Origin of the sequence: Trinickia symbiotica (genome assembly GCF_003028655.1) — a bacterium.
Taxonomy (GTDB): domain Bacteria; phylum Pseudomonadota; class Gammaproteobacteria; order Burkholderiales; family Burkholderiaceae; genus Trinickia; species Trinickia symbiotica_A.
On record NZ_PYUC01000004.1, the window covers coordinates 310,892 to 323,586 of the forward strand.

12 protein-coding genes and 1 pseudogene are annotated in these 12,695 nt (G+C 62.8%); 9 read left to right on the top strand and 4 right to left on the bottom strand.

Annotated elements, in window-relative coordinates; all coding sequences use genetic code 11:
* The first annotated feature begins 20 nt into the window (after positions 1–20).
* The gene (yfcF, locus tag C9I57_RS09830) at positions 21–656 is read left to right on the top strand and encodes a glutathione transferase (RefSeq protein WP_107150429.1); all 636 of its coding nucleotides are present in this window, start codon (positions 21–23) and stop codon (positions 654–656) included.
* 57 nt (positions 657–713) lie between these two features.
* Here the strand turns inward: yfcF and C9I57_RS09835 are convergent, their stop codons facing one another.
* The 4 genes from C9I57_RS09835 to tssJ all read right to left on the bottom strand — a co-directional run bounded on the left by C9I57_RS09835 (position 714) and on the right by tssJ (position 4,232).
* Positions 714–1,106: a hypothetical protein gene (locus C9I57_RS09835; RefSeq protein ID WP_107150430.1), complete on the bottom strand. Its 393-nt coding sequence runs from the start codon at positions 1,104–1,106 to the stop codon at positions 714–716.
* 280 nt (positions 1,107–1,386) lie between these two features.
* Positions 1,387–2,172, bottom strand: coding sequence for a type IVB secretion system protein IcmH/DotU (gene icmH, locus C9I57_RS09840; RefSeq protein WP_107150431.1), 786 nt, complete (start codon positions 2,170–2,172; stop codon positions 1,387–1,389).
* 4 nt (positions 2,173–2,176) lie between these two features.
* On the bottom strand, positions 2,177–3,523 hold the full coding sequence (tssK, locus tag C9I57_RS09845; protein WP_107150432.1) for a type VI secretion system baseplate subunit TssK: 1,347 nt from the start codon (positions 3,521–3,523) through the stop codon (positions 2,177–2,179).
* Positions 3,524–3,611: 88 nt separating this feature from the next.
* Positions 3,612–4,232 carry a type VI secretion system lipoprotein TssJ gene (gene tssJ / locus C9I57_RS09850; protein WP_107150433.1) on the bottom strand — a complete coding sequence of 207 codons (621 nt, stop codon included), beginning with the start codon at positions 4,230–4,232 and terminating at the stop codon, positions 3,612–3,614.
* A gap of 320 nt (positions 4,233–4,552) precedes the next feature.
* Here tssJ and C9I57_RS09855 point away from each other — a divergent pair, with 320 nt between their 5' ends.
* From C9I57_RS09855 to tssA, 8 genes and pseudogenes are all read left to right on the top strand, one after another.
* Positions 4,553–5,209: a hypothetical protein gene (locus C9I57_RS09855; RefSeq protein ID WP_107150434.1), complete on the top strand. Its 657-nt coding sequence runs from the start codon at positions 4,553–4,555 to the stop codon at positions 5,207–5,209.
* 40 nt (positions 5,210–5,249) lie between these two features.
* Positions 5,250–5,786 carry a type VI secretion system contractile sheath small subunit gene (gene tssB / locus C9I57_RS09860; RefSeq protein ID WP_107150435.1) on the top strand — a complete coding sequence of 179 codons (537 nt, stop codon included), beginning with the start codon at positions 5,250–5,252 and terminating at the stop codon, positions 5,784–5,786.
* Positions 5,787–5,801: 15 nt separating this feature from the next.
* Positions 5,802–7,292 (top strand): type VI secretion system contractile sheath large subunit, encoded by a 1,491-nt coding sequence (gene tssC / locus C9I57_RS09865; RefSeq protein ID WP_107150436.1) that lies wholly within the window; start codon positions 5,802–5,804, stop codon positions 7,290–7,292.
* Positions 7,293–7,366: 74 nt separating this feature from the next.
* Positions 7,367–7,870 (top strand): Hcp family type VI secretion system effector, encoded by a 504-nt coding sequence (locus C9I57_RS09870; RefSeq protein ID WP_107150437.1) that lies wholly within the window; start codon positions 7,367–7,369, stop codon positions 7,868–7,870.
* A gap of 128 nt (positions 7,871–7,998) precedes the next feature.
* Positions 7,999–8,502: a type VI secretion system baseplate subunit TssE gene (tssE, locus tag C9I57_RS09875; RefSeq protein WP_107150438.1), complete on the top strand. Its 504-nt coding sequence runs from the start codon at positions 7,999–8,001 to the stop codon at positions 8,500–8,502.
* Between the two features lie 54 nt (positions 8,503–8,556).
* The gene (gene tssF, locus C9I57_RS09880) at positions 8,557–10,422 is read left to right on the top strand and encodes a type VI secretion system baseplate subunit TssF (protein ID WP_107150439.1); all 1,866 of its coding nucleotides are present in this window, start codon (positions 8,557–8,559) and stop codon (positions 10,420–10,422) included.
* Positions 10,386–11,450: pseudogene (tssG, locus tag C9I57_RS09885) on the top strand (type VI secretion system baseplate subunit TssG); the annotation flags it as partial. The gene tssF and the pseudogene tssG, both read left to right, overlap by 37 nt.
* Positions 11,451–11,516: 66 nt before the next feature.
* A complete protein-coding gene (tssA, locus tag C9I57_RS09890) occupies positions 11,517–12,632 on the top strand; it encodes a type VI secretion system protein TssA (protein ID WP_107150441.1) in 1,116 nt (371 codons plus the stop codon).
* Positions 12,633–12,695: the final 63 nt, after the last annotated feature.

Sequence of the window (12,695 nt, forward strand, 5' to 3'; positions counted from 1 at the left end):
TTTGCATAGGGATATCCTGAATGAACGCCACGCCTATCTATTTGTACGTCGGTGCCGATTACGTCAGTGCGTTCGCTATGTCGGCGTTCGTCGTATTGAAAGAAAAGGGACTCGACTTCGAGATTCGGACAGTCGACCTCAAGGCGAAGCAGCAGCACAGCTCCGCCTATCGCGAGATCTCGCTGACACGCCGCGTGCCGACGCTGCTGCACGGCGATTTTTCGTTGTCCGAATCGTCAGCGGTCGCCGAGTATCTCGAGGAAGTCTATCCCGCCCCTCGTCACGCGGCCGTCCTGCCGGCCGATCGCGAGACGCGTGCGCGGGCGCGTGAGCTGCAGGCGTGGATTCGCAGCGATTTCATGCCGCTGAAGAGTGAAAGACAGGCGGACCGGATCTACTTCCCCGAGCCCGTGAAACCGCTGTCCGAGCCGGCGCAGCTCGCCTGCGACAAACTGCTCGATGCGGCCGATCGCTTGATTCGCGACGACCGCCATGGCGTGTTCGGCGACTGGTGCATCGCCGACACCGATTTTGCACTGATGCTGAACCGGCTCGTCGCCTGCGGCGACCCGGTGCCGCCGAAGGTGCTGCGATATGTCGAGCGTCAGTGGGCGCGGCCAAGCGTGCAGCAGTGGGTCGCTCTGCCGCGAGGATGATCGGCGGGACGTTCGACGCGACGGGTGTTGGCCCGTCAGCGATGCGGCGCTTGCGGCTTATGCGTGCCGGCCGCGGGTTTGCCGCTGGTCGGCATGCGCGACGCCTGTCTCGGAGAACCGCGCGAACCAGTTGTAGAGTCGTTTGACGACGTGTGTCGCGGCGGCCACCTCGATGTAGACGGCTGTGCCGCTCGATGAAGCGCCCGTCATGGACACGTATTGAGATTGCTCGACGAGATAAGTGTCGCCTTCGTGCAGAAGATGCGATCGGAGTGGAGCTGACTCGCCGAGCCAATCTAGCGTTGGCTCGGCGTACGTCAACCGCACTGCGCCCTCGGTTATTATCAATCGCGTGTTGCGAGGCAGCGAAACAGCCAGCGTTTGGTTGTTGTGCAGCGTGATCGTCGATAAAACCGACTCCGCGCTTGCCGTGGATTCACGCTTATCCATTTGCTCGCCCTCCGTGTCGCGCAAGCATCGTTTTGAGAGAGCGTATCCGGGACGCGAGAACCATAACAGGAACAAGCGAGGCCGATTTTTTCCAATACAGCGCGAAGGCCGGCTAGCCGCTCTTGCGAGCGGGCCTGCGACCTGCGCAAGGTCGGCGACGACGCCGAAAGGGAATCGAAAGATCGGGGTGGTGTTGCGGACTAAAAGCTGGGGCGGCATGCGCTCCGTGTTGGCCGGCCGGGCAACGACACTTGCGCCGCGGCCAGCCGGGCGCTCGTGCTCAAGGCAACGAAATCGTCAAATTGGCCGATTCCGCTTCCGGCTTGACGAGCTGGGAATAGGGCGCCAACGCGCCCAGCGTATGGTCGCGCAAATAAGTATGGAGTCCGAAATAACCGGCCAGACCGATCAACGCGAACACTGCGCCGATGGTCCACAGCGGCACTTCATGCTTGAGGCGATGGGCCACTTGATCGGGCAGGGGCCAGTGCGGTGCGAAAGCTGCCCGCTTGCCTTTCATGCGCGCGATCTCGTCGCCGAGCCTTGCCGTCAGATAAGCGAGCTTCTCCGGCCCCTCGAGCAGGTACTTGCCTTTGAACCCGAGCAGCAAGCACATATGGAACACCTCGAGCGACTGCAACCGCGCCACGCCCTGCGCTCGACACGCTTCGAGATGATCGAAGAACTTCTCACCGGCCAGTTGCTCGCCGAATAGCGTGAGCTGCAGCGGCCGACGCTCCCAGACATCGCGGATCTTGAACGTCGACGAGAGCACCGCTTCGTCGATCGTCGCGCAAAACCCGAACTTGGCCGCGTAGACATCGTCAGCCGGCACATTGAGCTTCTTTGCGCCACGCTCGAAGTCCGCAAGGAAGGCTTGCACGCGCGAGCCGAACTCGATCGCATCGGCGGGCTCATGTCCCTGCTTGAGCAGGAACAGCATGAAGAAGCCGTCGTAAAGCAGATCGTGCAGCGAACGCGCCTGGGCGCTCGCATCGACGCTCGGGCTCGATGCCGATACGGGAGGCGGCGCGCTGCTGCCGAGAAGAGAGGGGACTTCGGTCATGGTTTCAAGAAGTAACGGCGATCAAGTCGACTTTGAGATCGTTGATGCCCGACGGCGTGTAGATCATTGCCGATTGCGCCTGCAGCATCCGCTCGTAAAGCGGGCCGCGCGCTTCGAGCGCGAAGTAGCAGGCGCCGGGCCGCACGGGAACGGCAGGCGGTACCTGTGGCGTATAAACGAGCCTCACGCCGGGCATTGCCGACAATACGAGTTTATCGACATCGTCGGGTGCGCCGACCTTGAAGCGCGTCGGCACCACCTCGACGAGTTCCACGGGCGGCAGATCGGCCGATACGGCGATGAAGAACGTGGTCTTCTCGTCGATCCGGCCGGAGTCGAGCCGGCCCACGCGAAACGACGGCCGCACTTCCTCGAGCGCGATCGCAAAATGACGCGTCGAGATGACGGTCTCGAGCAGGTCGCGCACGATCTCGTCGAGCCGCGCGAATGCAGGGCCGGGCTCGTCGTGCCGATAGACCGGCAAATCGGTCAGCGTGTACTCCTTCGAGAACGTCATCAACTGCCCGGCGAGCCTTAACAGCTCGTGAAAGAGCCGCTCGGGATGCAGCGCCGGTTGTTGATGTAAATGAATGAGCGAGGCGACCGCCGCGTTCACGGTATGCAGCAGCCAGAACGACGCGATATCGCCCGAGCGGAATTCGATGATGTTCTTCGTCGGTTCGCGATGAAAACCGTAGAGCGCGTTGACCTTCGCCTGCAGCGCATCGATCAGTTGGCGCAGCCCTTGGTGCAATACGGGCGAAGCTTCGATCGACAGACACGGCGGCACGAAGTTGGGGTCGAACTCGAAGCCCGAAGTCGCCGTGCGCCGCACGTTCACGATCGGCACGGCGATAAGCTGCTGGCGCGGCTCGTTGTGACCAACGAGCCTGACACGCGTTTTGAGGAACGTCAGTGCGGCCGTCATCGCGTCCGTGAACTGGTCGGCCACTTCCGCCTGCTTGCTCGCATAGCGCATCGGCCGGTCGCTCGTCGGATCGTCCGTGTAATTGCTGCCGGTCTCGCGCATCGGGTGTAGCGCCACGTAGAACACGGAGTCGGCGATACCTTCGGGCAACGTTTGCAGCGAAATGGCCTCGGGCAACTCGTCCGCTTGCGGGGCCGAAAACAGTGTGCCGTCGGGGAAGACGATCGAGAGCTCCGTCAAGCGCAACGTGCCGCCGTTGAGCGAATCGAGATCGAACGCAACGGAGCGCACCCCCCAGTTGAACGGCTGCAGCGCTCGTATCGATTCGACGAGGCGCGCCTCGTGATAGGCGTCTTGTTGCTGGAAATGCTGAGGCCGGAGAAAGAGCCCTTCTCCCCAAAGCAGCTTTGCCGAATAACTCATCCCGAACCCACGTTGTATTGTTCAAAGCGCCGCTCATGCGGTCATAAAAAATTCACTCGACGGACTTGATCGTTCATTGCGGTCTCGTTCAACCGCACGATACCGACGACAGCAAATTCAACGGCGGCATCGGCAAGCCAGGATCGGGCGGAATGACCGTGCCGCTCGTCACTGTCATTGCACAGTTATGGAGGCCGATCATTATGCCGGATTTCTCCGATTTCGCCGGATCGAAAGCGAATTTCCAACGCCGCAGCGCGGGATCGCGGAAGAGGGCAACGACGCCGAAAGCCTGCGCTTCACGCGACACTTTCTCCGTCATCTGGTAATGCTGGCCCGGAATCAGCGTCACTTCGCGCACGCTCAGCAGATCCGCGCCCAACGCGCTCTTTTCCTTGGTCGGGTCGGTAAAGACGTCGAACGCTGCCTGCTGGAATGTGGTCGGGTCTTTCAGCACATAAAGACGCACCACGAGCGCCAGCGGGTGATTGTCGGTTGCCGCATTGAGATTGGACGCCGCGGCGAGCGTGAGCGGGACGTCGCGCGGCGGCTTTTGCGAATCGGGCACCGGGGGCTTGCCGATGCCGGCGGCCTGCAGCGCAGTCGAGGCCACGCTGCCGAGCGCTGAGACGCCGGCCGCGCAACCCGCGAGCGTCCCGCCCGCGACGAGCAATGAAATGGTGCATATCAAATAACGCTTTATTGGCATTTCACCGCGCGCTCCCGTCTTATCCGCGACAAACTTTTTTAGAATTCTGCCGCCCGTATTCGCGCCCCGAGGTTGAGAACGGACAGGTTTGTATAGCTTCATAGGTCGGAAATTTTTTCTTGCTCGTTATTAAGAGGCAATTTACTCGGAAATAGTTTCCTATCCGCTCTGCATAGCGCGTATTCGCGATAATCTCATTCCGCTATCGTCACGCGATTGGAGTTGAATTATGGAAAATTGGCCGGTACTATACGCCCGCGCTCGCCGCAAAGCAAAGCCGTGGTTTGTCTCGGCGAATTAATAAACGATCGGGCTGTGTAATGAACAAACGGCAAATCTTTCGCAAACTTTCGACGGCCGTGCTGGTATGTGCCGTCATCGCGGGCTGCGCTTCGCAAAAGCAGGCCAATCAGACTACGCCGGCCGCATTTGACAAGGCGCTGGCCGATGCCGATGCCGTCGCCAAGGGCGGCGACAAGGACAAGGCGCTCGCGCTTTATCAGCAGTTGACCAAGGCTGACCCGACGCGTGAAGAGCCGTGGTCTCGTATCGCGCAAATCGAGTTCGACAATGCCCATTACGGGCAGGCCATCGTCGCGGCGCAAGAGGCGCTGCAGCGCGACTCGACGGACCGCGGCGCGAAAAGCGTGCTGGCCGTGAGCGGTCTTCGCGTCGCGACGCAGTCGCTCGGCGAGTTACGTCAGGACGCCGAGCTCGCCGGCGACGCGAAGACGGACGCACAGGCCCTCGCGCATCAGCTGCGCGACACGCTGGGCCAGGCAACGCTGTTCCCCGAGGAAGTCGCGCAGAACAAGCCTCCGGTCAAGAAGCGCCGCATCGTGCGGCGCCACTCGGCCACGATTGCGAAGAAGGACGGTGATCCGGGCGCGGCCGACCAGCCGGCCGCCGATCCGCCCGCGCCGAAGCCCGCCGCCGCCGGCGCGAACGGCGCCGATCCGTTCAGCGCGCTTCGTTAAAGCGTCGTTCGTCTCACTCATACGCTTCGGGGAGCTGCCGATGGCCAAGAAAGAAAGCATTCAGAAACGCCTGCAGAAGGTACGCCCGCCGCGCGTGCAACTGACTTACGAGGTCGAGCGCGGCGACGCGATCGAGATCAAGGAGTTGCCGTTCGTCGTCGGCGTCGTGGCCGACCTCGCCGGTCAATCGGAGGTCGAGCAACCGAAGCTGCGCGACCGCAAATTCGTGAGCATCGATCGCGACAATTTTGACGACGTCATGAAAGCCGTCGAGCCGCGCGCCGCGTTCGAGGTCAAGAACCGGCTCACCGACGCGGGCGGCACGTTCGCCGTCGATTTGCGCTTCCGCTCGATGGCGAGCTTCGATCCGGATCAGGTGGTGGCGCAGATCGAGCCGCTGCGGCGCTTGCTCGAGGCACGCTCGAAGCTTGCCGACCTGCGCAACAAGCTGGCCGGGAACGACAAGCTCGAGAGCATTCTGAGCGACGTCCTTGCGAATACGGCGCAGGTCCGCGCGCTCGCCGCACCGGCGGCCGAACAGAGCGACGCGGTCGATCAGGACAAAGCGGGCGATTGAGCGAGCGAGGGCAACATGAATCAGCAGGCGGCTACGGCCAATCCGGCGCAACCGGAAGCGGGTGCAACGACGTCACTGCTCGACGAAATCATCGAGAAGAGCAGGGTGGCCAAATCCGATTCGGAGCACGCGCGGGCGAAGGACCTCATCAGCGAACTTGCGAACCAGGTGCTCGACGGAACGGTCGTCGTCTCCGACAACCTGGCGGCCACGCTCGACGCGCGCATTGCCGAAATCGACCGGCTGCTTTCGGCGCAACTGAGCGAGGTCATGCACGCATCGCAGTTCCAGCGCATGGAGAGCACGTGGCGCGGCCTGCAATACCTCTGCAAGGAAAGCAACACGGGTTCGGGCATCAAGATCAAGGCGCTCAACGCGACGAAGCGCGAGATCGTGCGTGAATTCAAGACCGCGGCGGAGTTCGATCAGAGCGCGCTTTTCAAGAAGGTGTACGAAGAGGAGTTCGGAACGTTCGGCGGCGCGCCGTTCGGGGCGCTGATCGGCGACTTCGAGATCACGCGTCAACCCGAGGACATGTACTTCATCGAGCAGATGTCGCACGTGGCCGCCGCGGCGCATGCGCCGTTCATCACGTCGGCATCGCCCGAGCTGCTAGACCTGGAAACGTTCGCCGATCTCGGCAAGCCGCGCGATCTCGGCAAAGTGTTCGATACCGTCGAATATGCCAAGTGGAAGTCGTTCCGCGATTCCGAGGATTCGCGCTACGTCGGCCTCACGCTGCCGCGCTATCTTGGCCGGCTGCCGTTCAATCCGAAGGATGGCCTGACGGCCGACGGATTCAACTTCGTCGAGGATGTCGACGGTACCGATCACAACAAGTACCTCTGGTGCAACGCGGCGTGGGCATTCGCGGCAAGGTTGACGGCCGCGTTCGACGACTTCGGCTGGTGCGCGGCGATTCGCGGCGTGGAAGGCGGTGGGCTCGTCGAGGATTTGCCGACGCACACTTTCAAGACCGACGACGGCGAGATCGCGCTCAAATGCCCGACTGAACTTGCGATCACCGACCGCCGCGAGAAGGAGTTGAGCGACCTCGGGTTCATTCCGCTCGTGCATTGCAAAAACACCGATTACGCGGCGTTCTTCGCGGCACAATCGGCGCAGCGTCCGAGAAAGTACAACACCGACAGCGCAAATGCGAATGCGGTGCTATCGACGCAGCTGCAATACATCTTCTCCGTGTCTCGCATCGCACACTACCTGAAGGCGATGATGCGCGACAAGATCGGCAGCTTCGCCTCGGCGCAGAACGTCGAGACGTTCCTCAATCGCTGGATCGCGCAATACGTGCTGCTCGACGACAACGCAACTCAGGAGCAAAAGGCGCAGTTCCCGCTGCGCGAAGCGTCGGTTCAGGTCGCGGAGATTCCCGGCAAGCCGGGTTCCTATCGCTCGGTCGCATTCCTGCGCCCTCATTTCCAACTGGACGAGCTCTCGATTTCGCTGCGGCTCGTCGCTGACCTGCCGAAGCCGGCGGGTGGCTAAGCACCGTGGATCGAAGGGCGGCGATGCGAATCGCCCGGCCCACCGCTCAACCTCTTATTCGGGAGTCTCGGGACATGAAAGACATTTACTTGAAGTTCGGCAATCCTGCCATCCAAGGTGAATCGCAGGATAAGGACCACTCGAACTGGATCGAGATCAGCTCGTGGAATCACTCGATCACGCAGCCGCGCTCGGCGACGGCCTCGACGGCCGGCGGCCATACCGCGGAGCGCTGCGAGCACTCGGACATGACGTTCACGAAGGACATCGACGTCGTGAGCCCGCTCCTTTATCAGCACGCCTCGGGCGGCACCACGTTCGATGAAGTCACGATCGACTTCATGCGTTCGGACGGAGACGGCAACCGCGTGAAGTACCTCGAAATCAAGCTCAAATACGTCATCATCTCGAGCGTTGCACCGAGCGTGGTCGGCGAGGGGCTGCCCGTCGAGCAGTTTTCGCTCAAGTATGCCGCCGTGCAATGGAAGTACACGCAGCAGAAGATCGGCGGCAACCAGGGCGGCAATGCGCAGGGTGCGTGGAGCCTGACCAAGAACGACAAGACCTACGCGGTCTGACGGCGCGGCGCTTCGCGCCCGTCACGGTGAAACGTTGGCGTGTGCGTGGCCGTCCGCGAGCAAGCGCAAGGGCGCAGGCGCCGAAAAGTGCCTGCGCCCTTGCAAGTTCAGAATGGATGCGTCGCACAATGAAGCGATTCGAACCGAGCTTGCTCGACAAGCTTTTCGACGACGACCCGCGAATGCCGGCGCCCGCCGCGATGCGGCAGCTCTCGCTCGACGAGCTGAAGAGCCGCGTCGCGCGTGACGTCGAAGCGCTGCTGAACACACGCCTCGCGCCTCGCGAGCCGTTTCCGGAAGGGAGCGAGTGCGCGCGTTCGGTGCTGACGTACGGGTTGAGCGACTTTGCGGGCCTGAGCCTCGTGCGACACGATGACCGCGTACGCATCTGCGACTCGATCCGTCAGGCAATCGAGCAGCATGAGCCGCGTTTGCGCGGCGCGACGGTTTCCCTGGAAACGAACCCGCAATCGACGAATGCCCTTTATTTCGTCATTCGAGCGAAGCTCGTCGTGCACCCAGCCGAGGAACCGGTCAGCTTTGATGCGATGCTGCAGGCTTCGACGCTGCAGTATTCGGTCTCGCGCTCGCGCCGTGCCGGCGATGCCGCGCGCAGCCGCATGTACGAGTAACCGTCGGCAGGCACCACGGCAAAAACCGAAAATAGCCGGCGCTCGGGGAAAACGATGGACGCGTTGCTGCCTTACTACGACCGTGAGCTTGCGTTTTTGCGGCGGTATGCGCCGGGTTTTGCCGATCGCTATCCGAAGATCGCGCCGCGTCTCGCGTTTGCGGACAGGCAATCGGATGATCCGCATGTCGAGCGGATGATCGATGCGCTGGCGCTGCTCGGCGCCCGCATCAACCGCAAGCTCGACGATGACTACCCGGAGTTGGCTGAGGCATTGCTCGAGGTGCTTTACCCGCATTACCTTCGGCCGTTCCCGTCGTGTTCGGTCGCGCAGTTCGCTGCGAGCAGCGCCGAGCGAATCGACGAACCGGTCACGATCCCGCGCGGCACGCAGCTTGGGAGCCGCGAAGTCAACGGCGTGCGTTGCTGTTTTCGAACCGCGTACGATGTGACACTCGCGCCGATCAGACTCGCCCGGGCTCAATTCAGGGCGCTTGCCGAGCTACCGGCGCACACGCCTGTGCTGCCCGGCGATGCATCGGGCGTCGTATCGTTTCTGTTCGAAAGCACCTCATCGGCGAGCGATCTCGCTGCGATCGGGCTCGATTCGGTACGCGCTTACCTGCACGGCGAGCAGTCGTTCGTCGCGACGTTGGCCGACAGTCTCTTCATGAAAGCGATAGCGGCCTATGTGGAAGCGGACGAGCGGGGCGAATGGCGGCGTCTTCCGGCGCTTCCGCTCGAGCAGGCCGGATTCAGCGATACCCAATCGCTCATCGACTACCCGGCCAAATCGCATCCCGCCTACCGCCTGCTGACCGAATATTTCGCGTTTCCCGAGAAATTCGGTTTCATCGATTTCGATCTTGCCGCCATGCTGCGCGCGAGCCGGCGCTGCCGACGCCTGACGCTGCATGTGGTAATAGGGCGCTTACGCGGCGAAACCCAGGTGCCGCGGCTCATCGAATCGCTTGCGGCTCATCACCTGCGGCTCTTCTGCACGCCCGTCGTGAATCTTTTCAGGCAACCCGGCGAGCCGATCCACGTGAGTCACGAAGTCGTCTCTTATCCGGTCATTGCCAATGCGCGGAACGCGCCCGAGTACGAGGTCTATTCGATCGATGCGGTTCGCTTGGTGAGAGAAGGCGCGAACGAGCAGACCATCATGGAGTTCCGCCCGTTCTACGCGCTGCACCACGACGAGGCGGGCAGGGCCGGCCGATATTGGTTCGCGCGCCGCAACGCCTCCGTTGCCGACATGAGCCCGGGCTATGAGACGGAGATCTCGATCATCGAGAGTGCGTTCGATCCATCGAGTGCGCAAACTGACACGCTCAGCCTCGAATTGACCTGCACGAATCGCGACTTGCCGGCGCGGCTTGCCATCGGGCTCGAAGGCGGCGATTTGTTCCTCGATGATGCCGCCATCGAGAACGATGTCGCGCTCTCCGTCGGCGCCGATCCGGTTTTCATGCTCTGCCGGCCCACGCCGACTGTACGAGTCGAGCGCGGCGCGTCGATGCAGCTTCGACTCGTCTCGCATCTCGCGCTAGGTCACGCGCCGCTCGTCGATGACGATCTCGCGTCGCTGAAGGAACTCCTCTCGCTCTACGATTTGCGGCATACGGCCGTATCGACGCGCCATATCGAAGGTCTCGTCGGCGTCGAGCGGCGCCCGGCCGTCCAATGGCTACCGGGTAAGCCGTTCGCGACGTTCGTGCGGGGTGTCGAAATCCGTCTCACGATCGACGAGGCGCATTTCGTCGGGACGAGCGTTGCCGCCTTCGTCAAAGTCCTCGACGCCTTCTTTGGGCTCTATGTCAACCTGAATCGATTCGTACAACTGATTGCCGTGTCGAAGCGCACCGGCGAGGAGATCATGCGATGCAAGCCACGCAGCGCAGAGTCCACGCTGGTGTAGTCCGGCGGCTCCTCGACGAGCCCTATCGCTTTCAGTTCTTCCAAGCGGTGCGCATGCTCGAGATGTGGTTCGGGCAAGATGTCGTGCGGTACGCGGGCGAGCGGATCGTGTTCCGCAACACCTTGTCGCTGACGTTCGCACCGAGCGAGCTCGAGCGCGCCACGCCATACGGCGGCGACGGCGCTCCCGTGGACAGCGACGAAGCGCGCGATGCAGCGATCGAGGCGCGCTCGCTTGCGCGTATCGACCTGGTACCGGCGTTTTTTGGCATGCTGGGCGGGCAGGGCGCATTGCCGCTCCACTACACGGAAGATCTGATCGCACGTGAGCAATTGCGGCGCGATCGTGCCGCCCGCGCGTATCTCGATGTCTTTACGCATCGAGCAACGGCGCTGTTCTACGAGGCGTGGAAGAAGTACCGGCTGCCGTTTCACTACGAGCTCGACCAGGACGAACGCTATCTGCCGTTGCTGCTCGCGATCGCGGGCTTGGGGCATCGACCGACGCGCGGCGCCTTGCAGCAGGGGACGGGTACGCTCATCGACGAGGCGCTCGGCGGATATGCGCTGCCGGTCCGGCAGCGGCCGATGTCGGCTGCCTATCTCGAGCGCGTGCTGGCGGACTATTTTCGCGTGCACGTGCGCGTCGAGCAGTTCGTTGGTAAGTGGTATGAGGTGCCGCCCTCGCATCTGTCGCAGCTCGGCTACGCGAACGTGACGCTCGGCGCGACGGCGCTCGCCGGCGAGCGCGTCTGGCAGCGCGATATGCGGCTGCGGCTCGTCGTGGGCCCGCTATCGAAGCGTGATTACGAGAGGCTCCTGCCGGCCGCGCCGCACGCGGTCGCGCTCGAGCGAATGCTGTCGCTCGTGGGCGGCGCCGTGTTCGAATACGAAGTCGTGCTCGTGCTCGCGCGCAGCGAAGTGGGCCCGGCTCGTCTCGGCGGCGGTGCGCGGCTGGGCTGGGATGCCTTCGTCTGCACGCGGGAATCCGAGCGCGACCGCGACGACGCGCGCTATGAAGTGCACGTCAGCGACGATCGCGAGGAAGGCGGCAACTTGCACGAGGTCCCCGATTTGGAATACGAGGAAATCTAAATGACGATCGACCTCACCCCGCTTTTAGAGCCATTCCCGGGCGCATCGCCCTGCGGCCAGGACTTGCTGTTTTCGAACGATTTCGACGCGATCCAGCAGGCGCGCCGCTTCGACGATCCTTCGCTCGACCAGGGCGAATGGGTAACCGAGATCAAGGAGGCGGACTGGGATTTCGTCATCGATCGCTGCAGCGCTTTGCTCGGCACGCAGACGAAGGACCTGCGGTTGGCGGCGTGGCTGACCGAAGCGCTAGCAATGAAGCAGGGCTTGCCGGGACTGACGCAAGGGTACACGCTGCTCGCGGGCCTCATCGAACGGTATTGGGACAAAGTCCATCCGCTGCCCGACGGCGATGACGCCGAGTATCGGCTCGGCAATGTCACATGGCTCGTGCGACGCACCGCGGAATTGCTGCGCGATACGCGCCTCACGCAAACCTCGACCGGAAGCGTTTTCACGGCGGTCGACTGGGACGTCGCAACGCATGTGGCGCAGGCTTCCAAGCGAGACCCGGAGCGCGCCGATGAGATTGCGCGCGGCAAACCGTCCGTCGAGCAGATCGACGCCGCCAAACGGATTACGCCCGTACCGTTCTACCGAACCTTGCTGGACGAACTGAAAACGTTCGAAGCGGCGATGCTCACGCTCGAGGCACGGTTGGACGAGTACGCCGGCGAATCCGCTCCGAGCTTTCGACAAACAAAGGAGTCCTACGCATTCGTCTACGGGCTCGCGGAGCGATTCGCACGCGATGTCGGCGTGAGTCCCGAGCCTACGCACGGCGCCGACGCGGCCGATTCGCATCAGCCGCGCGAGGTTGAACGCGCCGAGCCCACCTTCAAGACGCCGCTTCCACGAACCGCGACCATGCCATCGAATTCCGAGCCCGTCCCAGCTGGCGTCATCCGCAGTCGCGCCGACGCCATCGCGCAATTGCGTGCCGTCGCGCAGTTTCTGCGCGCCGCGGAGCCTCATAGCCCGGCCGCCTACCTCGCCGACAAGGCGGCCGAGTGGGCCGATATGCCGTTGCACCAGTGGCTTGCATCGGTGGTGAAAGACGACGGTCAACTGGCGCACTTGCGCGAGTTGCTGGGGGTGAAGCCCGAGCCGAGGTAAAGTCGGGACGAGCGCGCGCCGGCTTCGAGCCGCGACGCGCGTGCGCCATCACAACACGGCGCC

Coding starts and splice junctions, on each gene's coding strand:
- tssJ (WP_107150433.1), bottom strand. CDS start 4,232: ATGCCAATAAAGCGTTATTTGATATGCACCATTTCATTGCTCGTCGCG.
- icmH (WP_107150431.1), bottom strand. CDS start 2,172: ATGACCGAAGTCCCCTCTCTTCTCGGCAGCAGCGCGCCGCCTCCCGTA.
- tssF (WP_107150439.1), top strand. CDS start 8,557: ATGGACGCGTTGCTGCCTTACTACGACCGTGAGCTTGCGTTTTTGCGG.
- tssA (WP_107150441.1), top strand. CDS start 11,517: ATGACGATCGACCTCACCCCGCTTTTAGAGCCATTCCCGGGCGCATCG.
- C9I57_RS09855 (WP_107150434.1), top strand. CDS start 4,553: ATGAACAAACGGCAAATCTTTCGCAAACTTTCGACGGCCGTGCTGGTA.
- tssC (WP_107150436.1), top strand. CDS start 5,802: ATGAATCAGCAGGCGGCTACGGCCAATCCGGCGCAACCGGAAGCGGGT.
- C9I57_RS09835 (WP_107150430.1), bottom strand. CDS start 1,106: ATGGATAAGCGTGAATCCACGGCAAGCGCGGAGTCGGTTTTATCGACG.
- tssB (WP_107150435.1), top strand. CDS start 5,250: ATGGCCAAGAAAGAAAGCATTCAGAAACGCCTGCAGAAGGTACGCCCG.
- yfcF (WP_107150429.1), top strand. CDS start 21: ATGAACGCCACGCCTATCTATTTGTACGTCGGTGCCGATTACGTCAGT.
- tssE (WP_107150438.1), top strand. CDS start 7,999: ATGAAGCGATTCGAACCGAGCTTGCTCGACAAGCTTTTCGACGACGAC.
- tssK (WP_107150432.1), bottom strand. CDS start 3,523: ATGAGTTATTCGGCAAAGCTGCTTTGGGGAGAAGGGCTCTTTCTCCGG.
- C9I57_RS09870 (WP_107150437.1), top strand. CDS start 7,367: ATGAAAGACATTTACTTGAAGTTCGGCAATCCTGCCATCCAAGGTGAA.